The 21,939-nt window shown below is 37.0% G+C and carries 13 protein-coding genes; 11 read left to right on the top strand and 2 right to left on the bottom strand.

Annotation, left to right across the window (positions count from 1 at the left end; all coding sequences use genetic code 11):
- The first annotated feature begins 157 nt into the window (after window positions 1–157).
- The 10 genes from UN64_RS04340 (at window position 158) to csaB (ending at window position 16,153) form a co-directional block, all read left to right on the top strand.
- Entirely contained in the window at window positions 158–1,252 is a 1,095-nt protein-coding gene (locus UN64_RS04340) for an S-layer homology domain-containing protein (protein ID WP_077360043.1), read from the top strand.
- Window positions 1,253–1,444: 192 nt separating this feature from the next.
- Window positions 1,445–3,520, top strand: coding sequence for a stalk domain-containing protein (locus UN64_RS04335; RefSeq protein ID WP_245801976.1), 2,076 nt, complete (start codon window positions 1,445–1,447; stop codon window positions 3,518–3,520).
- Between the two features lie 176 nt (window positions 3,521–3,696).
- Window positions 3,697–5,295 carry a DUF4127 family protein gene (locus UN64_RS04330; protein WP_171978791.1) on the top strand — a complete coding sequence of 533 codons (1,599 nt, stop codon included), beginning with the start codon at window positions 3,697–3,699 and terminating at the stop codon, window positions 5,293–5,295.
- Window positions 5,296–5,500: 205 nt separating this feature from the next.
- Window positions 5,501–7,240 carry an S-layer homology domain-containing protein gene (locus UN64_RS04325; RefSeq protein WP_077360038.1) on the top strand — a complete coding sequence of 580 codons (1,740 nt, stop codon included), beginning with the start codon at window positions 5,501–5,503 and terminating at the stop codon, window positions 7,238–7,240.
- A 141-nt stretch (window positions 7,241–7,381) separates the two neighbouring features.
- The gene (locus tag UN64_RS04320) at window positions 7,382–9,298 is read left to right on the top strand and encodes an S-layer homology domain-containing protein (RefSeq protein ID WP_077360036.1); all 1,917 of its coding nucleotides are present in this window, start codon (window positions 7,382–7,384) and stop codon (window positions 9,296–9,298) included.
- A gap of 140 nt (window positions 9,299–9,438) precedes the next feature.
- Window positions 9,439–10,176: a WecB/TagA/CpsF family glycosyltransferase gene (locus UN64_RS04315; RefSeq protein WP_077360034.1), complete on the top strand. Its 738-nt coding sequence runs from the start codon at window positions 9,439–9,441 to the stop codon at window positions 10,174–10,176.
- Window positions 10,169–11,749: a putative polysaccharide biosynthesis protein gene (locus UN64_RS04310; protein WP_077360032.1), complete on the top strand. Its 1,581-nt coding sequence runs from the start codon at window positions 10,169–10,171 to the stop codon at window positions 11,747–11,749. Before UN64_RS04315 ends, UN64_RS04310 begins: the two co-directional genes overlap by 8 nt.
- A gap of 204 nt (window positions 11,750–11,953) precedes the next feature.
- Window positions 11,954–13,024, top strand: a complete 1,071-nt coding sequence (locus UN64_RS04305) for a glycosyltransferase family 4 protein (RefSeq protein WP_077360030.1) — start codon at window positions 11,954–11,956, stop codon at window positions 13,022–13,024.
- Between the two features lie 130 nt (window positions 13,025–13,154).
- The gene (locus tag UN64_RS04300) at window positions 13,155–15,083 is read left to right on the top strand and encodes a DUF5693 family protein (RefSeq protein ID WP_077360028.1); all 1,929 of its coding nucleotides are present in this window, start codon (window positions 13,155–13,157) and stop codon (window positions 15,081–15,083) included.
- Window positions 15,080–16,153 carry a polysaccharide pyruvyl transferase CsaB gene (csaB, locus tag UN64_RS04295; RefSeq protein ID WP_077360026.1) on the top strand — a complete coding sequence of 358 codons (1,074 nt, stop codon included), beginning with the start codon at window positions 15,080–15,082 and terminating at the stop codon, window positions 16,151–16,153. The genes UN64_RS04300 and csaB overlap by 4 nt, the downstream gene beginning before the upstream one ends.
- Before the next feature lie 236 nt (window positions 16,154–16,389).
- On the opposite strand, the gene UN64_RS04290 is transcribed toward csaB, so the two are convergent.
- Window positions 16,390–18,276, bottom strand: coding sequence for an LTA synthase family protein (locus tag UN64_RS04290; RefSeq protein WP_077360024.1), 1,887 nt, complete (start codon window positions 18,274–18,276; stop codon window positions 16,390–16,392).
- 186 nt (window positions 18,277–18,462) lie between these two features.
- Between UN64_RS04290 and UN64_RS04285 the strand changes: the two genes are divergently transcribed.
- A complete protein-coding gene (locus tag UN64_RS04285; RefSeq protein WP_077360022.1) occupies window positions 18,463–20,331 on the top strand; it encodes an FAD-dependent oxidoreductase in 1,869 nt (622 codons plus the stop codon).
- 227 nt (window positions 20,332–20,558) lie between these two features.
- Here UN64_RS04285 and UN64_RS04280 read toward each other — a convergent pair whose 3' ends face one another.
- Window positions 20,559–21,728, bottom strand: coding sequence for an acyltransferase (locus UN64_RS04280; RefSeq protein ID WP_077360020.1), 1,170 nt, complete (start codon window positions 21,726–21,728; stop codon window positions 20,559–20,561).
- Between the last annotated feature and the right edge of the window lie 211 nt (window positions 21,729–21,939).

Here is a 21,939-nt window from a genome sequence, read left to right as displayed (position 1 = left end):
TGTTAATAAACTTTATTTTTAACTAAAAACCTTTTAGTTAAAGTGAAAATGGAATATTTTTTTTGGAAAATAGGAAAAAAGACATAGGACAAAAAAATGGAAAAAACTTATAATTTTTCCGTATACTATTAAATTCTACTAGACGGGGGAAATTTTTTTGAAAAAATTTATTGGTGGTTTGTTAGGTGCGGCACTTCTTTTAAGCCCTCTTACTACAACGGTTAATGCTGCTGAGTATAAGGATCCTTATGACAATTACTTCCCAGATGATACTTGGGGACATTGGGCTGAAGCCGACATGCTTAATATGCTACAATCTGATATCGTTCGAGGAGAAAAAGTAGAGAATAAAAAGCAAGGTATTACTTATTTATATTTAAAGCCAGACAGCAACATTACGCGTGCTGAATTTGTAGTAATGGTTGTGCGTGCTTTAGAACTTCAGACGACTAAAGCTGGTAAGAATTTTACTGATATTCAAGGTCACTGGGCACAAAATGATATTAACACGGCAAGTGCTTTAAATATCGTGGGAGGCAGAACCGCTACAACTTTTGACCCTTATGGAAAGATTACCCGTGCGGAAATCTCTGCTATCCTAGTAAGAGCCTTTGATGCTAATGTAGATTTTGATAAAGGACAGACTAAAAGTTTTTCAGATTTAAAAACTACCCACTGGGCTTATGATGACTTAGTTAAAGCTATTCGGGTAGGGGTTTTAAGAGGTGTAACTGAAACAACTGTTTCACCTAATAGTTATGCAACACGTGCGCAATCAGCGGTTATGATTAAGCGTTCACTAGGTAAAGAAGAACTGAAACTACCGACATTGGAACAATTAAAATCGTTAATATTAACAGATGAGCAGGATGCTGTAGATGCAACAAATGCTAAAAATGCTGATGAACTTGATGCTCTTAATGAACAAAACCACTATGGAATGGCACATTCATTATGGGGATGGAACAACGATATCTTACGTTATGCTTTTGAGGACCAGGAAGATCCGTATAATGTCGTTCAAGAAATTGCAAGTGAGCCAACATTCACAGTTAAATCTCTATCCACACATTTTGCTGAGGTAACGGTAGATAACCTCATTATGAATTATAATGTTCCTAATCCCGATACTAATCAGACAGAAACAATGACTGAAGACCAGTCTGGCGTTTATTACTTGGTTAAGAGAGATGGAGTTTGGAAGGTCTATTCTACTGATTATTTAGCTGCTTATTTATATGATGAATTTTAAGAACATAAAGTAAAGCCCCGGGATTTTCCTGGGGCTTTTTATTGATACATATAATTCTTTAATCCTATTGCAAACATTTTGAAAAACCAGGAATATTATAGAAAATAAGCCATTTGGAGATTGACGGAACCTGCTTTTACATATAATCTACTTAAGTATTTTACTATAATTAGAGGGGAAGACGTTGTGGGGATGCGAAAAAAATTACATATTCTATTAATCTTTACTTTGTTTATATCTGTTTTTGTCACTTATTGGTCTGATGATAACAAAGTAAAAGCAGCAAGTGATATCGTTAATCCAAACCAATTTTATACATATGATGAAATGGTCCAAGATATAAAAAAACTTGCAGCACAATATCCGGGGTTAATTACTTACAAACAAATTGGACGCAGTGAGTATGGACGTCCGATCTATGCCGTTTCGCTTGGCAAAGGAAATGCAAAGGTTTTTATTAATGGCTCTCATCATGCGCGCGAATGGATTACGACCAATTTAACTATGGACATGATTGATCAGTATGCACGTAGCTATACTAATAATGATGCTATGGGCAGCTATAATGTTAGGGATGTTTTAAATAAAACGACTATGTGGTTTGTGCCAATGGTTAATCCTGATGGTGTTACCCTTCAGCAATATGGTCTGAGTGCCTTTCCTTCAGCCGATCGTTTGAAATTAATCCAAATGAATGATGGAAGTACAAATTTTCAAAGATGGAAGGCTAATGCTCGTGGAGTAGATCTAAACCGACAATATCAAGCAGACTGGGCAAATATAAAAAACAGCCCTGGAAAGCCGTATTGGAGAAACTACAAAGGTACTGCACCTGTTAATCAAATGGAATCAAAAGCCATTGTAAATTTCACAAAATCTATTAATCCGGAAATGGCTGTAGCTTATCATTCTAGCGGTGAAATTCTGTATTGGAACTTTCATCAAACTGGCTCTATCTATGATAGAGATCATGCTTACGCTAAAAAAATTGGGAGTTTAACAGGTTATAGATTGATATATCCTGGTCCAAATCCTTCAGGCGGCGGTTTTACTGATTGGTTTGTTCTGAACTATAAACGTCCCGGGTTCACACCTGAACTTGGCAATTATGCAGGTGATACCCATGTACCTATATCAGAATATTCATCAATTTGGTCACAAAATAAGTATGTAGGGCTTTATGTAGCTTCAGAAGGGTATAAACTGTATGTAAAGTCGCCACGCTATAATCCGATCCAGCCCGTTAGTGTTAAAGTGAATGACAAATTAATGAAATTTGATGAGTCTGCATTTATAACCAATAATCGTACTTATGTACCGATTCGCGGGATCTTTGAAGAACTAGATATGACTGTTAGTTATAACGCCAATACTGGGGAAATTATTGCAAGCCGTTGGGATAGAACTGTTAAATTCAAAGTTGGATCCACGACAGCTATAGTAGAAAATGCAACAGGTTCAAAAACAATAACTTTTGATACAGCCCCTACCGTTAATAATGGTCGTACAATGGTTCCACTGAGATTTATTGGAGATGCTCTAGAGGGAGAGGTTAAGTGGGATAATTCTACTTACACCGCTTCTATTACAGACACATTCGTTGAGGTTGGGAAGATTAAAAATCCAAACCCTATTAATGTCTATGTAAACAATGAAAAACAAAGCTTTAATCCAGCAGCTCAAATGTTTGGTGGTGATACTGTATACGTACCACTCCGTGCTTTCTTTGAAAAAATTGGAGCGAAAGTAACATATGATAACTATGTAGCAACTGCAGTAAAAAATAATACGACAATGGTTATTGATTTTAATAATCGGCTAGTTAAGGTAAATGGTAAAACCATGTATTTGAATAAGCCAACATTACTTGTGAATGACTATACCATGATTCCACTTCGACTTATTTCCGAAGCCTTTGGTTATGAAGTGAATTGGTCACAGGCAGAGTGGTCGGCTTATATTCAAGTTCCTGCTGACGTGCAACAACAAAAATCAGAGGTTACACAACAAGAAACTGAACAACCAACAGATGTTACTACAGAAGAGAAACAGAAATTGTCTGCAGAGGAAGAAACTAAAACTGAAGCACGTGAACAGGAAAGCGCCCAACAACCAATTGATGAGCCGAGCAATACTCCTGAACAAGATGAAACAAACAATAACAATACTGAGACTGTAACATTGGAAGAAGAGGTTTCTACAGTTCAAGAACGGATTAATGAAGATCTTTCTTTAAGTGAAGAAAACGTTGAAGTCAGTACACCATAAAAATATAGTTTTAGAGGCAGATCTAATAGATCAGCCTCTATTTATTTTTAATTCGGTATGATTTTTATAATTTTTTGTTTGTTAATAAATTACACAAGAGTTAATATAGTCGTTAGTGATAAAAAGAAAAGAAGTTCTTTAAGTACGGAAAAGAATTTTAGAGGTGTAATATGTATTTGAAAAATAAAAACTTATGGAAGGTATTTGTTATAATACTTTTTCTCTTGACGATGCTCTTATTTATAATACGACCTAATGCTATACCAAAGATAGATTCATTGTTTTATTCTGAACCTTCAATATTAGTAATTCCGCTGGATGACCGTCCTGTCAATACCTATATCCCTTCAAAAATAGGACAAATAAAAAATTTAAAACTGTCTTTTATACCTGACAATATGTATAGAAATCCGGATAAATTGTTAACATGGCTCGAGCAAGAGGGAGTAAAGAAGGACGAATGGGTATTATCTTTAGACCAAGTCCTTTATGGAGGACTAGTTGAGTCAAGAATTTTAAATGAAGATACTTTATTAGCAAAAAAGCGATTAGAAAGATTAACAAAAATAAAAGAAGAACACCCTGAAATAAAAATATATGCTTTTTCCTCTCAATTGAGGCTAGCTCCTACTGCGTTTGTAAGTGATGATCTGGATTATTACACTAATCTCAGGAAGTGGGGAATATTAACAGACAAAGTAAACAGACTGCATGAAACTTCTTTGATTGAAGAACTTGAAAAAGTGGAAGATTCATTGGGTGAACAAGAGATTAATAAATATCAACGTTTACGGGGAAAACGATTGTCTGTTCAATTGGAAGCTATTCACGACACAAAAAAAGGCGTTTACGAAAGTCTATGGATTGGTCAAGATGATGCCTCCTCTGTAGGAATTCATGTGATGGAAAGACACCGTCTAATTAAGGAAACAGAAGAAATAAATGCAACTAATATTACTTTTTTCTCTGGAATTGATGAAGCAACCAGCTTGTTGGTTACTGCAATAACATCTAAAAAAAAGGGAAATGAAGAGAAGCTATTGATTCATCCTATATACACTAACCCACAAGAAAAGAATCAGTATATGCCGTTTTCTTCGGAAACTTTAGAAGAGACTGTAAATAATCATGTGAAAATGGGGAAAGGAAATGTTTCAAAAAATTTAGAGGGCTCTCAGTTAGTTTTAATTATTAATACACCGAATACATCGGATGTTCAAAGAGATTTTGTCATAAAACAAGTTAATAACTTAATTAAAAAGGGCAAAAATGTTATGGTTGCTGATGTCGCAATAGCTAACAAAGCAGACGAAAAATTTGTTAAGGCATTAATAAAAAATATCCCTGTTCCCTCGTTATCTTCATTTAGTGCATGGAATACAGCCGATAATACCATTGGGCTTAGCTTAGCACATGGAATAGCAAGGTTTGAAACAAAATATAATAAAGGTATTTCTCAAGACCAATTTTTTTCACATGAGGAGTTGCTTTTTCGTTCCTTTTTAAAAGACTATATTTATAAAACGAAACTCTATCCAACAATGGAATCAATGGCAATTAATCAGGGTTACGATCCATTAAGTTTAATGAATGGGACAGAAATTATGGAAGAATGGTTATCCGAAGAAATCGGAGTGGAAAGTGAAAAACTCTGGTTAACAGAATTTAAAGGCTATAAAGACCAAAATTATAAATTGAATAACTTACAATCAATAAAAACTGCACTCCCTTGGGCAAGGCTTTTTGAAGCTCAGATTGACCCAAAAATAGAATGAAAAATTCTGTTCGAAAGTTAAGAAATCTCCTAGCATAGTTTAGGGGATTTTTTTATTCTAATAAATGGAATAAATAGGATATTCGAACTAAATTTCTACAAAATATTGCATTTTTTTTAATGTATAATAAAATATAATAGTATTTTGGAAAAAAATATATTAATAGGTTCATTATGGAAAATAACATCGGGGGTAAGCAATAATCATGAATATTAGGGTTTGGCGTTTTTTTTCTTTTGGAATTTTAGCAATGTTAGTTTGGTCTATTTCATATTCAGTTTACGCAACAGAATTTTCTAATGGTTCAATTAAGACAAAATATCAACTTTCAAAATCCACTACATACCAGGATATCTTTTATAGATCAACCGCCCCACAAAAGGTAAAAGTACTGGAGGTGAAAATTGGAGATCCCAGTACTTTTATTAATATTGGAGTACCTGATCCTATTAATAAGTTAATGCCTGTTTCCTCACGGGCTAACTTATATAATAGAAAAGGTCATTATGTAATTGGAGCAGTTAATGCTTCTTTTTTCCGGGAGAATTTACCGACTGGAGTTATTACCGAGAATAATAGAATAATAAATTATGGATTGGAAACTGCTGATTCAAATTCACCAATGAATAAACAAGTAGCTTTCGGTATATCCAGCTCAAATAAAGCAGTTCTTGATTATGCTAACCCTAAGCTTTCATTTGGCTATAAAGGAAAAAACATTTCACTATATACAATGAATGCGACACGTTATCAAGGAACAGGTACAGTTTATACACCAAATCATTATTTCAGTTCCACACAAGCAAACCAGTGGGGAACTGAAATTGTAGTTACAGAAGTATCTAAGGATACTAAAACTTTATCATTTGGAGATACAATTACAGGAAAAGTTTCTAAGATTACGCGGTTTAATCAAAAAGCAGATAATAAAATTCCAGCAAACGGTTTTGTTATTTCTCTCCATGGAGAAGATTTAAGCAATAAAGTCTTGGATTTAAAAGTGGGCGAAACAATTTCTTTATCAGCTAGGATAAATCCAAAATTACAAGACGCAAAATTTTTGCTGGGTAGTGGTCCAATGCTTGTGCGCAATGGAAACATAGAGATTTCAATGTCACAAACTGATAACCTTGTGGATACAAGAAATCCTCGAACGGCTATAGGGATTGACACCAAAACAAATCGAGTGTTTCTTGTTACAAATGACGGAAGGGATACATACAGTAGGGGTTCAACACTTCAAAGTCTTGCAAAGTACTTAATATCCTTAGGTGCAGATTATGCAATGAATTTAGATGGCGGAGGGTCATCAGCGATGGTAATCCGTAAACCCGGATTAACTTATCCCACATTAGTGAACAAACCTTCTGATGGTTATGAGCGTTCAGTCTCAACTATTTTACAAATTGTTAACACTGATCCCTATTTTAAAGACTTGAAATATTCTCATTGGGCCATAGATCCAATATTAGTTTTAAGTAAGAAAAAAATAATTAGTGGATATCCTGATGGAACCTTTAAACCAGATAATAATATAACGCGACTAGATGCAGCAACTTTGATTTCGAAACATATGGGACTAAATGTGGAGAATGTTACAGACCAGCATTTTAAAGATGTGAATAAAAATACATATGGGTACGAAACGATTTCAGCAGTTGCAAAAGAAAAAATCATTAATGGATATAAAGATGGAACGTTCAGACCTAAAGATTATTTAACTCGAGCAGAGATGGCTTCTGTTATGGACCGTGCTTATAACCTATCCGGCATGGCAAATAAAAATTTTAAAGACGTTCCCAAAATTCACTGGGCTTACTCACCAATTATGACTGTGGCAGCAAACGATATTGCATCTGGTTATGAAGATGGCACATACAGACCTTCTAAAAGAATAACGCGAGCGGAATTTTCTTCGATGTTACAAAGATATATAACGAGGTAATAATAGATAGATAATTTGATAGGATGATAATCCTTTTTTGGAAAGATAAATCCCTATTGTAAAAAAATAGTCGAAAAGTTACTGGCGATTTTTGTAGAAGATTGGTAGATTATAAGTAATAAAGTTTTATGGGGGGATTTTGTGTTTAAAAAAGTATATTTGACTTTGTCTTTGTTTATTTTTTCATTAATACTTGTCGTAGCACCCGCTGCACATGCTGCAGATGACATTACGGGACATTATTTTGAAAAAGAAATGCGGGAACTTATTGAGCTAGGAATCTTGGGGGGATATAGTGAAGGTGTTTATCTTCCAGATAGAGATGTAACTAGAGCAGAGTTTGCAGCGTTTTTGCTACGCACATTAAAGTCTGAGGTAGAAGTTAAAGAGCCAAAAAAGTTTAAAGATGTCGCCGAAAAAGATTGGTACTATAAGGATGTTCAAGAAGCGTATGCACTAGGTATAATTAATGGATATACTGATGGAACTTTTGGTCCTAACAAAAAGATTAGTAGAGAAGAAATGGCTGCTATGGTAGATAAGGCCTTGCAGTCAAAAGGAATTACACTAGAAAAATCGGCTTTACCTTATAAAGATACAAGTACGATTCAAACGTGGGCATTAGAGTCTGTGCAGCGTATGTACGGAAAAATAATGAACGGAAATCCTGATAATACTTTTGCTCCTAAAACATATGCTAAGAGAGGCATGACTTCGGCTATCCTTTCAAGGACGCTAGTCATTTTAAATCCTCCTAAATCATTGGATTATAGTATAGCAACGGTTTCAGGAAGTAATATTACACCTGGAAAACAATATGATACTTTTGATGCTGCCAAAAGCGCCATTACCCAGGATAATCAGGTTGTTATAAAAGGCGGAAAAATTGTTTACATGAAACCAAGTACTGGTATTGTTGCAGCAAATACCCTCATGTCATTAAATAGTAAGTCTGACCTTACAGGTTATACAGTAGTTGGAGTTTCTGCAGGAAGCGAGGCGCAATACCTTGATGCTACAGAAAATTGGATTAAAGTAAAAGTCATCGATAAAATTGGATATATAGATCCTATGAAAGCTAATCTTTATCCAAAAACTTCAACAGAATATCAAAACCGTTCCAGCTACACAGTATCAGGCGGATTACTAGTCCACCGTATTTATAACCCTTTAAAAAATACAGCTGCTTCATATACTTATGGACCAACAACAACCTTTTTGAAGGAAGGATATAAGTATTATAGTTGGGATGGACGTAACTTTACAAATACAAGTGGTACATCTGTTGGAAAATATTATTCTTATTTTAACTTGTTGCCTTTGTACACAAAAACCAGTTACACAGCAGATCAATTAAATAGTTATCTTGCAAGTAACCCGAATGCAACAAATACAGAGTTTAATAAAATTGGCAATTCTATCGTTAAGGTACAGAATGAATATAACGTTAATGGACTATATATGCTTGCGCATTCAATCCTTGAAAGTAATTGGGGAACAAGCAGACTAGCGTTAGAAAAGAAGAATATTTTTGGACTTGGTGCCATAGATTCATGTCCATTTGATTGTGCACAATCTTTCAATACTTATGAAGAGTCTATTGAACAAGGATTGATAGACCGATTCTTATTAACTTCTGGAACTGGTTATTTAGTAACCGGTGGATGGAGAAATCAAGGAGAATTTTTAGGTAACAAAAATGCAGGATTGAACGTTTTTTATGCTTCTGATCCATACTGGGGACAAAAAATTGCAGGGTTGATGTATAAGATTGATACCTACTTAAAGGGCAATGAAAGAAATAATTATCAATTGGCTATCACAAATGTAGCGAATGTCAATGTTCGTTCTGGAACTACTTCAACTACTGAAAGTAATATCTTATATTCCTTTAAAACAAAAGAAACAAGTGTTGTTTTACAAAGTGAGACTTCTAATACAGAAGGAACATGGTATAAAATTGCACCAAAGAATATAAACGGTGCCAATTTTGCAAATACGTATATTTATAGTAGCGGCAGCAAAGGAAATAATGCGAGTAAAATCACGACCCATTAATATAATAAGAGAGGCACCCTTACCGGTTCGCTTCTCTTTTTTCTATTTCACACCTTTTTGTGTTATATTAATTATGTTTTATTTAAATTCGAGAAACTTTACTCATATTAATTTAACTAAGGAAAAAGTGGTGACATTCATTGAAAAATACTGTTCGAATTTTAGGTGTAGATTTCGTTAACTCAACTTTAAATGATTTTTTAAATACATTGAGCGGACATTTGGAAAGAGAAGAAAAGACGTTTGTAATAACGGCAAACCCCGAGATCGTGATGAAAGTTCGTGAAGATACCAGCTACCGTGCAGTAGTGGAAAAAGCAAACTACGTAACAGCGGATGGTATTGGTGTGGTTAAAGCTGCAGGGCTATTAGGGAAGCCGCTTCCAGAACGTGTAACTGGATTTGAAACATTTATGGGCCTTCTTCAAATCGCTAACGAAAAAGGCTATAGTGTTTATCTTTTAGGAGCACAAGATGAAGTGCTTCAAAAAACAGTTGCTGAGATCATGACGCAATTTCCAAACGTGAAAATTGCAGGAGCTCATCATGGTTTCTTTGACTGGAAAGATGATTACATTCCAAATGAGATTCAGCGTACGAAACCTGATCTTATTTTTACTGCGTTAGGTGTGCCTAGACAGGAACTTTGGATAGGACAGAATATGGACAAGTTTGAAAAGGGTGTATTCATGGGAATCGGCGGATCGTTTGATGTGCTAGCAGGTGCGGTTCAGCGTGCACCAGAAGTTTGGCAAAAGATGAACCTTGAGTGGGCTTATCGTCTGATGAAGCAGCCTTCCCGCTGGAAACGACAGCTTAGTTTGCCTCATTTTGCATTAAAAGTAATCCAGCAGAAGGTGACTGGAAAGCATGAGTAAGAACACGTTTATTAGGGGAGCACTCATTCTAACGATAGCGACCTTTTTATCAAAATTCTTAGGGTCTGTTTTCCGAATTCCATTGCAAAATATTGCTGGTGATGATGTACTCGGGATTTTTAGCCTTGTTTATCCGGTTTACATGACGGCACTTATCTTATCTGTAGCGGGTATTCCAATTGCAATATCTAAGCTGATTTCTGAAGCTCGCGCAAAGGGCGAGGATACAAAAGTTCGCGACATCTTCAATACTGCAGGGATCTTAGCAGTTATCTTTGGTATTTTGTCTTTTAGCTTTTTATATGGATTTTCTTATCAAATCGCAGAAATTCTTGGTGGTCAGGAAACCAGAAGTTCTCTCATTGTCGTATCTATTACGCTTTTAATTGCACCTTACATGGCCGTTTATCGCGGGTTTTATCAGGGATACGAAGATATGAAGCCAACTGCTTACTCACAAGTGATTGAGCAGTTTATTCGTGTGGCACTCGTAATCGTTGCGGCTTATTATTTTGTTTCTATTCATGCGGATAACGAAACGATTGCTGCCGGTACGATGGCAGGTTCAGCAATTGCTGCGCTTATTTCTTTAATTTTTTTACGAATTCTTTTTCAAAAATCGAAACTTAAACCGGGCTCGCATCGTCCATATACAATAGAAGCGTTTAAAAAGTCGAGTAAACACATATTAAAGCTATCTCTGCCGATTTGTGTAGGTGCGTTAACGATGGCGTTGTTGAATGTTGTTGATTCATTGACTATTCCATCTGCACTTAAAATGGCAGGGAACACAGCGAAAGAAACCTTCTACTTAAATGGTATTTATGCACGTGGGACTTCAATTGTTCAGATTGCGACGGTCTTCTCAACATCGATCGTTTTGCCGTTAATCCCATTAATTACAGGGAAAATAGCCAAAAACGAGATGGATGATGCGAATAGAGTAATTAAACGCTCGTTCAACTTAACGCATTTATTCTCTTGGCCAGCAGCTGTAGGGATTGCTGCATTAACTCTTCCATTAAACATCGCGCTTTTTACAAATGATGAAGGAAGCTTAGTTGTAGCAATCGTGAGCTTCAGTTCAGTGTTTACTTCACTTGCTGTCCTTGGAACAGGCATTCTGCAAGGAATTAACCGTTCAACAGCAGCGGCAGTCATTATCGTGGCAGCTGGGATTGGGAAAGCACTGTTAAACTTTATGCTGATTTCGCAATATGGACTATTAGGTGCAGCCATCGCAACATTGGTTATTTATATTGTTATTACAGTTGCCAATGCGCTCGTAATTAAACAAACGTTTAAATTGCCTTTTGTAAATCGGTCGATTTTAACCTTTGCCATTGGAAGTCTGATAATGGGAGTTGCAATAGGCTATCCAACTTTGTTGCTGGATCTTTCAGGACGTCTTGCAAGCTTATTGTATGCAGGTGTTGCAATAATAATCGGCGGTGCGCTTTTTTTGGTTTTTATTTTGTTTACAAAGGGAATGACAGTAGAAGAATTACAATCTTTACCGGTTATCGGAAAGAAATTGGGTCGATTTGGCAGGGTATCTAAAAATAATGCTTAAGTGTTTAGCGGAAACTAACTTTAGCAGAAAAACGCTTTCATTTTTTTAATAATTTGTTAACGATTTTTTCACACAAAATCGAAATTATCTATGCTATAATTTTCTCTGTGTATAAATTAAAAGTTGATTTTTGTCGAAACCAAATACAAAAATAAATTGCGTTTTTACAAACAATAATCATCACGCCAATTGGGGAGTGTAACTATGACTTACTGGGCACTGTTAATATGTTTTATTGCGTCGGTTCTTTTAACACCGGTCGTGAAAAGGTTCGCCTTTTTCGTTGGTGCAACGGATAAGCCCAACCAGAGAAAAGTTCATCAAAAAATTATGCCGCGCTTAGGCGGATTAGCCATCTTTATCAGCTTCGTACTCGGCGTACTGATCGTACAACCCGCGAGCCAATATACGGTTCCGATTGTACTTGGAGCGATTGTTATCATCATTACAGGTGTTTTTGATGATATTTATGAGCTTTCACCTAAAGTGAAAATGCTGGGACAAGTGATCGCAGCTGGAATCGTTATCTATGGTGGAGTAGAAGTTCATTTCATCAACTTGCCATTCGATTACCGTTTAAGCCTTGGATTCCTCGGTATTCCTTTAACGCTTTTATGGATTATCGGGATTACAAATGCCATCAACTTAATTGATGGATTGGATGGACTTGCGGCAGGTGTATCATCAACGGTATTGATCACCATCTCCGGTATGGCAATTTACAACGGCAACGTTTTAGTTGCTGCACTTGGTATCATCTTGCTAGGAAGTACTTTAGGATTCTTGGTTTACAACTGGCATCCAGCAAAGATTTTCATGGGAGACACTGGAGCGCTATTCTTAGGATACATGATCGCTGTTCTTTCTCTTCTAGGGTTTAAGAACATCACATTATTCTCACTCGTTGTTCCGATTATCATTCTTGGTGTTCCGATTTCAGATACACTGTTTGCGATCATCCGCAGATTCTTGAACAAGAAGCCATTATCTGCACCAGACAAATCGCATTTGCATCACTGCTTATTAAACAGCGGTATGTCTCACCGTCAAACGGTACTTGTAATTTATGCAATGAGTGCACTGTTCGGACTCGCAGCGATTCTTTTCAACTTAACAACACTTTGGGGATCACTCTTAATCCTTTCCGTGTTGCTGCTGATTACTCAGTTTATCGCTGAACGAATCGGTTTAGTCGGAAAAGACCACGCTCCTGTAAATAAATTTTTAAGAAAGATTTTTTACGGACTTAAAACGAATCCGAGAGTAGGAAAATAAAAATGAAGAAGGACATCAGTTAGCTGGTGTCCTTTATTTTATGGGTATCTCTTTCCGCTCTTTATAAGAATGCCGATATTAAGGTAAAATAAAAGCACCAAGACCTGAACCGAGAAAGGAATGTTCTTTGTTGAAAAAAGTATTATTCGGCCTATTGATTGTATCCCTGCTGCTCACCAGCCCCATGATCTACGAACGTATCCAAACTGAGTCGGTAAACAATACATATGAAGTGATGGTCCCGTATACGGACCTTGAAATTTTGAAAAGTGAAGATGTTTCTACTAAAGAAATTTATAAAAAATTAAAAGATGCAAAAGTCCATTCCATCACGCTGGAACCTGAAAATATAAGCTCACTGGAGACTCAAGGTGTGGTAGCAGTTCTTAGCAAAAGTGACATTCAAAATTATTTTGCTTTAACAAACAACTTAAATACAAGCAAGCTTCCTGCAAATGAAGGGATTTTTGTCAGTTATCTTAAAGAAGGCCATAAATCAGAAGAATACTTGCAGCGTGCTTTTAAAGGTAAAATAACTACCATAACTGCTAACGGTCAAAAATTTTATTTTATTGAAGGAAAAACAGATGACGATCCAAAAATTGAGGATAAATCATTAGGCTATTTTAATACAGACACTTACGAAGAGATTGTGTCTAACGGTTTTCAGGTGGTTCCTCGTATAAAAAATGATTTTTCATCATCTGATGAAAAAGATGGTCATTCCAGTAACGACACAATGGTTAGACAGTTATTAAAATTCCCTAAAAACGAAGTAGATAAAGTAGTGTTTATTGGCAAAGAGGTAGTTGGTTATGATGGTACGGGTAAAGAAAAATTAATTGAATATGCAAAGCAATTAAAAGCTAATGACTATGATGTAGTTGTTATCGAAGGAACAGAGCAAAAAGGGATGCAGACTTTTGCGAAGGAAATGAATTATGATGCGGAAAGACTCTACTCTGAAAACAGAACGAGTGAAAACGCCGCCTCTGAACGATTATCACGAGGAGTAAAAGAACGTAACATTCGAACGCTTTTAGTGAAAGTTGAGAAGTTAGACGACAAAACGGCCGAAGCAGAATTTAAACAAATGATTAACGAAATTCAGGATTTCCATGCAGAAGTACCTGGTTATTTTAAAACAGGTGAAGCTCAGCCGTTTAAAGATATGAAGGACTATAAGCTTTTACAGCTATTTGCTTTCTTGGGTGGATCAGTGTATCTTGCACTAGCTGCTGCATCTGTTCATAAAAAACTAACAATGCTTGCTCTGATCGGCGGATTGGCTATTTCAGCAGGTTACCTCTTGTTTGGAATTGGAATGTTATTAAAAGGATTTGCTTTATTAGTGGCTGTAGCAGGTCCAATCTGGGCAGTTCTTAGAGTTCGTCATGCTGGAAACATGAATAAAATAGTTCTTAATTATGTGATGGCTGCTTTAATTGTTTTAGCTGGCGCTTGGCTTATGGTGAGTTTACTTTACGGAGATCCATATTTGTATAAACTTGAAGAATTCCGTGGCATTAAAGTGCTGCTTGCTTTACCAATTTTAGTAACGGCAATTGTTCTTGGTCTTCAGATTAACCATGCTTCATCTCTTAAAAAGTTTATCACTTACATTAATAGTCCTGTTCGTTATTGGCATGTCATAGTACTGGGAGTTGTAGCTGTTATCGGTGCATATTACTTAAGCCGTTCAGGAAATGCAGGAACAGCAAGTGCACTTGAATTAACGTTACGAAGCAAGCTTGAAGAGCTCATGTTTGTACGTCCGCGTACGAAAGAATTCTTAATCGGCTTCCCGTTCTTTGTGTTTGGACTCTATTTATTCCGCAGATATGCAGGAATCGCAAGTGCTTTCTTAGTAGTGGGTGCGATTGGATTTGCATCTATGATGAACACATTTACACATCTGCACATTCCTTTACTATTGTCCGTTCTGCGTTCCGTGTACGCTCTTGTCATCGGACTTGTAATCGGACTTGTAATGATCGCAGTTTATAAAGCAATAAAAGATAAGTTGTACCCGTACGTACGTGAAAGGTGGATACAATGAAATTAGTTTTATCAGGTTATTACGGATTTAATAATATCGGGGATGAGGCGATTCTTCTATCGATCATCTCCGCTTTGAAGGAACAGAAGCCAGATATCGAGATCGTTGTGTTGTCTAACGATCCTGAATTTACAAAGAGAACATACGGTGTAGATGCCATTAACCGCTGGCAAATGAAAGATGTTTTTGCAGTGCTGAAAACTTCTGATGGACTGATTTCAGGCGGGGGTAGCTTGCTTCAGGATAAAACAGGCATGAAGAGCATTCCGTATTATACAGGGATCATGATGCTTGCTCGAATGGCAGGGAAACCATTCTTTATCTATTCGCAAGGAATGGGGCCGATTGATAAATCAGTGAGCCAGTTCTTGACAAGAATGATGCTGAAAAAAGCCGGGAAGATTACACTTCGTGATACTGGGTCGATTCAGCTTTTGAAGGATATAGGATTGCGTAATGAGATGGAGCTCGTTCCGGATCCGGTGCTTGGTTTCCATTTAAATGAAGCGAAGTCTGAGTGGTACCAGCAGCAAGGCTTTACGAAGCCAGTATTGACGATTTCTGTTCGTGAGTGGCCGACGACAACCGATTTTAAAAAGAAGATTGCTGAAGCTTTGGATAATTTTATACGCAAAGGGAACGATGTAGTGTTTATCCCGATGCATGATAAACATGATGATGATACGTCTCGTGAGATTTTAGAGATGATGAGTGAGAAGGCTCATGTTGCGCCTTATGATGCTTCAATTGAGGAGAAAGTATCGATTATTGGTCTTTCCGATATGCTTTTAGCAATGAGGCTTCACGCATTGATTTTTGCAGGGATTATGAACACACCGTTCCTGGCATTGTCATATGATCCAAAGATTGACGCATTCTCAGAGCAAGCAAATCAGCCTGTGTTTGCCCATGTTGATGGTGAGTGGACGAGTGAAGAGTTAGCTGCAGCGCTGGGTCGCCATTTAAAGGCTCTGCCGCAAGAGAAAGAGAAATTGGCTGCAGCAGTTGGTCCATTAACCGCGAAAGCGAAAGATACGGCGAAACAAGCGATTGAGCTGTTTTCGAGGTAGTTTAAACCCTGTTAGGATACTTAAAGGTGTTCTGGCAGGGTTGTTTATTTGTCATAGAATGTCGACTCGCGAGTATAAAATTATTTTTGTGAGATTAATCAAAAACTCGTGAAATTAAATTGTGTTTTCGAGAGATTAAACCTAAATTCTCGTGAGATTACATTAAAAAAGCTCTGCAAAGAATTCTTTGCAGAGCTTTTTATACCTTAATGGGTACATCTACACATCAGTTCTCTCTATTTTTCCGGTAACGACTTTAAATACTGATCAGATAAGCCCAATAGCTTCAAAATCCTGTCATAATCTTCCCTGTACGGCGCATGAGGTACCTTAGTTGCGGTCTCGAGCGTCAGTGCCTCTCCATCATCAAAAGATTTTTCCGGTTGAAACACTACTTCTCCATTAAAGAAAGAGCCAGCAGGCATATAATAGCGCATACCAATTAAGTTTTCTTTATGATTCAACAGATCTTGACCAAAATGAACATAATCAATCAATGACACTCCTAATAAGTTAGCCAGTGTTGGCATCATATCAAGCTGACCAGCGAGCTGATCGGAAGTCATTCCCTCATCTGTTATTCCAGGTGCTGTAATAACAAACGGAACATTGAAGCGGTCAATTTTCGTATACTCATGTCCTAAGAATTCTTTCAAAATTTCAGGATCTTTTTCCTTAAACATTGTGTGGTGCATCCCCATGTGATCCCCGTAAAACGCTAGGACCGTGTTTTCCCACATTCCTTCAGCTTTTAACTGATCGATCAACTTTCCTAACACCATATCGTTGTAGCTGATCGCTCGAATATACTTTCCAACAATCGAACTCTTATACTTTGCTGGAAGCTCAAACACTTCTTTATCAGCCGGAATTTCGTAAGGGTGATGGCTTGTCATTGAGATGAAATGGGCATAAAACGGTTTGTTTTTAGCATGTAAGTCCTTTAACAGCGGCATTCCTTTTTTAAACATCACTTCATCAGAGGGACCAAGTCCAATTAGGTCATCCTTACCGAAAAACTCTAAAGCATAGTACTTATCAAAACCCAAAGAAGGATACAGCTCTACACGATTCCAAAAATCAACCTTATCGGCATGAAGCGTAAAGGTTTCATAGCCTTCTTCTTTAAGAAGCTTCGGCATACTCGGAAAAGCCTTTGTCTCAAAAAACGTTGATGTCGCAACCATACCTGCAGGGTAGAGGGAAGTATTTGCGATAAACTCTGCATCCGAAGTATTACCAGCGCCAGTTTGCTGGTAAAGGTTATTAAAATAAAAGCTGTTTTGAATCAGCTTGTTCATGTTCGGAGTTACTTCTCTACCATCGATCTTCAAGCCGATAGGGAAGTCTTGCATGGACTCGAACTGAATTAAAATCAGATTGCGGCCTTTTGCAGCCCCAAAGTATTTTCTTTCTGAATCAGAAATTTCTTTTATCCCTTTAATTTCATTGATTTTATCTTGAATCGTTTCTTCATTCTTTAACTCTTTTTCTGTAAGAGCAGCAGCTTGGGGAAGTCCTCCGTTTGGTCCGTAATAAGCCTGCAGTGCTTCGAAATTAAAGATTCCTTTCGTTTCTGCAGCTAGTGCAGAGTTAGTGATGATCTCATCTTTATGAAGAAATAAATTGGCTAAACAAACTGCAAAAGAAAGCGCTAAAATCGGACCGATTAGCTTAGTTTTAGAAAGTTTTAAGTTCGTATATAAGGGAAGTTTTCTAGTTAAGAGAACGATTATCATGACAATAAAGTCAGCGTACAACAAGAAATATTCCGGCTTAATCAACTGTGTCACACTATCTTTCACAGCACCTACTTGTCCAGCTTGCATTAGGGCATAATAGGTTGGAATATTGCCGAAGTAAGAGTGGTAAACAGCAATTCCAAAAAATAGAGTGGATAGCAGCAAATTTAACATCAAAAAAAGAGGAAATTTTAGCTTGTTTTTTGCTATGTATTCGATAATACAAGCAAAAAGAAGGATATAGCTTAGTTCAAGCGAAATGGTATCTAAGAAATTAATATTTTGAAATAATATATATCGTGTGAATAAGGCTTTTAAAGCCATTGAAAATACAAATATGAAGAAAAGAGATCCAAAAAATGCAGCTCTTCGTTGTTGCAAATCGACACCCCCGTTAAACAATTGTTTAATAAATTATACCCAGTCCGCTTTTCTTTTGTAAAGAAACTGTATATTTCTTGTAAAGCTCAATTCGGCAAAAATCGACAAAACTAGAAGTGTACTGGGTAAAAATTGTCTGATATACTAATTTTATGTTAAATTTTCGTTACAAAGGATGTTGTGGGGATGAGTAATAAAGGTTGGGTGAGATGGGCTGTATCAGGAGGATTGCTAGTTGTTCTGGTACTGGCGTTTATTTTTATAAAAAAGATATATCCATATCCTTCTACGGTTGCAAAGATGGATATACAGCCATATGAAGCGCCGGATTTACAGGACCAATATGACGTTATTGTCGTTGGCGGAGAGCCAGAAGGTGTGGCAGCAGCCGTTTCTGCTGCAAAGAACGGTTCAAAAACACTTCTTATTGAACACCGTGACGGATTGGGTGGTCTTTTTACATATGGAGCATTAAACTTTTTGGATGTTAGTTATGATAAAAATCAAAAATGGGCAAATCAGGGTGTATTCCTTGAGTGGTTCAAGCTGACAGGAAGCCGGATCGGATTTGACTTAGAGGATGCTGAAACAGCGTTTATGCAGCTAGTTCAAAATGAAGAAAACTTGACGTTATCACTAAATACAAAAATGAATAATGTTGTGAAGAACGGCAATGCTTTAACAGGCATCGTGCTGACTGATGAGAGTGGAGAACAACATACCATTTCTGCTAAACGCTTTATCGATGCGACTCAAGACGCAGACTTGGCGACAGCAGCAAGTGCACCATTCTTTAAAGGCGGAGCAGATATTGGCTTAGAAGATCGTAAAATGGCTGTGACGCTTATGTTGCACTTTAGCAATGTGGACTGGGATAAAGTTCAAAAAGCAGCGAAAGACGGTGTGTTTGGCGGCGGGGAAGTTACGAGTAATGTAGCTTGGGGCTTTTCTGACTTGCATTATGACTACAAACCAGTGAACCCGCAAACACGTCTGCGCGGTTTGAATGTCGTACGCCAGGATGATGGTTCGATTTACATTAATGCGCTGCAGGTTTTCGGTATTAACGGTTTAGATGAATCCGACAAACAAAAAGCCATTAAAATTGCTAAAGAAGAAACTAAACACATTTTAGCTTACTTACAAAAAGAGTTCCCTGGCTTTGAAAAAGCTGAGATCGAAAGTTTTCCGCCAGAATTGTATGTTCGTGAGACACGTCATGTAAAGACTGAATATCAGCTTCCGATGACAGATATTTGGGAGAACAAAGATCACTGGGATTCCATTGGGTTTGGAGCATATCCGGTTGATGTTCAGGCTACATCACCTGGAGATTATGGCTATGTGATTTCAAAACCTGAGCAATATGCGATTCCTTTCCGGTCATTGATTCCGTTAAAAGTGGATAACTTGTTGATTGCGAGCAAGGCTGCAGGTTACAGCTCAATTGCTGCAGGAAGTGCACGTGTAGTTCCGACAGGGATGACACTCGGAGAGGCAGCTGGGGCAGCCTCAGCGATTTCAATTAAGAATGAAACAACTTTCCGTGAGATGTCTGAGAACAAAGACTTAATTAAAAAACTTCAAGATACGTTGAAGGAACAAGGCGCGAACCTATACGCTTTTGATATAAAGTTTCCTTATGAAGGGGATTGGTTCTACGAAAACACGAAGCCGTTGATTAACTATGGTCTTGTGGTTGGAGGATATACGAACGAATTCCCTGTAAACAAACCAATTAGTGAGCAATCCTTCAGCAACTTGTTGACAAACGGGATTAACCGTATGGTGCCAGATCAAGCGAACCAATACAAGATGCAAGAAATGAAAAAACTGATTGATGAAGGAAAAGATATCTTAACTGGTCAGCAAGCTGCTCAAATGCTGTTAGTGTTAAATGGTGTTTCAGTATCTGAAGAAGAGGCTTGGAATACAGCCGTTGAAAAAGGATACATTGACGAGACATTGCAACAACGTATTAAACCAGATAGCAAGTTAAAGGGCAGTGAGGGTTATTACCTTGCAGGTCATATGCTAAAACAATTAAATAAATAAAGCTGAAGCTGATACTCTTGTATCAGCTTCTTTTTATGTTATTGAGATATGACTTTGTCGACTCGTGAGTATTTTGAATTATTCGTGAAATTACTAACAAAATCCGTGAGATTATCGTTCGTTTTCGTGATTTTGATTTTCGTGAGATTAACTGAGTTGAGCTCTCCAAAGCAACTTTCAAATTAAAAAAGGAGTTGACTCGGTCACGAGTCAACTCCAAATTATGATTACGATGCTTGATACGCTTCTTTTTTAGTAGATGGTACATAAGGGTTCTTTGGTTTTGGACCGAATAGTACCCAAGATTCCTTGAACTTCATGATGTTTCCTACGATAATCCATGAACCGATCAATGCAAATAAGAACATAACTGCTATCGAAACGTGGTACAGAATCGGATCTGATGTCACAAGCACTTTACGTGCAATCAATAACAAGATCGGGTGGATCAAGTAAACACCGAATGAAACAACACCTAAGTGAATCATGACGTTCAATACTTTTTCATGAAGGTTACGGTATAGCCAGTACGCAATCTGCATTAGGACTAAAGCAGACGTAAAGGTATGAACGTTCCATAATAATTCATAGATCTTAGAGTCAATCATCGCACCATTTGCACGAGTCACATACCATACACCAACGTGACCGGCAGAAGTAACAATCCAAATAGCCCAAAGCGGAATCCAAACAAGAGCTTTCTTAGAAAAAAGCTTCTCTCTTGTCACAATCAGATAATCATGAATCTGTTGATAGTGAATACCCATAAAGGCACCTAGGAAGTAGTAAGACATATAAGAGAATGAAATACTTCCTTTTAACGAATACTGCCAATAGTAGTGGTTCAGCAATACGAATGCCCATTGAAGGACAAAACCAATCCAGATTGTGTGCTTCGTTACCTTAGGGAACTTCTTCAAGAACATTAAGATAAACGGGAACAGAATGTAAAGCTGGATCGAGATAAACACAAAGTATAAATGTGTGTATGCTTTCCCTGTTAAAAAGTCCATAACGAACGCTCTAATCATCTCACCTGTACTTGCATAGCCTTGAACTGTTGCCGTCATCGCAAAATACAAGAATGAAAAAATAAAGTAAGGAATGATAATGAACAATAATCGCTTCTTATAGAAGCTTGTTATGCGCTCTTTTGTTAACGGTTTGTGATAGTAATTAAAGAAAAGTACAAAACTAGATAAGAAAATAAATGTCGGTGTACCAAATTTAAAGAAGATGTTTAAAAAGTTATACACTCCATATAGTGATGAATCTGGGTTGAAAGCTGCTACCACGCCAGAAGTGGAGTGGACCATAATTACTCCGATAATAGCCAAGGCACGAACCAAGTAAATTTCACGAATTTGTTGAGGTCGCTGTAATGTATTGTTTTTCATGTCTTTCACCTCGATTTTAATTGCATGGATAAATCTTTTACGATAATAAAAATTTCATAATAACAACGTTCGTAAGTGTAACATGTTTTGTTGGGATACTTAAACCATCACTTATTTCCAGTTATTTTACAATTCGGTAACCTCTCTAAAAGCATACAAAAAAAGCTTCCCTAAAGATAGGGAAGCTAAACTAAGATTTTGTAAAGATATT

The sequence above is a fragment of the Fictibacillus arsenicus genome, from assembly GCF_001999465.1.
GTDB lineage: Bacteria > Bacillota > Bacilli > Bacillales > Fictibacillaceae > Fictibacillus > Fictibacillus arsenicus.
Note: the sequence above shows the minus strand (reverse complement) of the source record. Positions and strands in the feature narration are given on the sequence as shown.

Coding starts and splice junctions, on each gene's coding strand:
- UN64_RS04335 (WP_245801976.1), top strand. CDS start 1,445: ATGCGAAAAAAATTACATATTCTATTAATCTTTACTTTGTTTATATCT.
- UN64_RS04305 (WP_077360030.1), top strand. CDS start 11,954: ATGACTTACTGGGCACTGTTAATATGTTTTATTGCGTCGGTTCTTTTA.
- UN64_RS04310 (WP_077360032.1), top strand. CDS start 10,169: ATGAGTAAGAACACGTTTATTAGGGGAGCACTCATTCTAACGATAGCG.
- UN64_RS04285 (WP_077360022.1), top strand. CDS start 18,463: ATGAGTAATAAAGGTTGGGTGAGATGGGCTGTATCAGGAGGATTGCTA.
- UN64_RS04325 (WP_077360038.1), top strand. CDS start 5,501: ATGAATATTAGGGTTTGGCGTTTTTTTTCTTTTGGAATTTTAGCAATG.
- UN64_RS04280 (WP_077360020.1), bottom strand. CDS start 21,728: ATGAAAAACAATACATTACAGCGACCTCAACAAATTCGTGAAATTTAC.
- csaB (WP_077360026.1), top strand. CDS start 15,080: ATGAAATTAGTTTTATCAGGTTATTACGGATTTAATAATATCGGGGAT.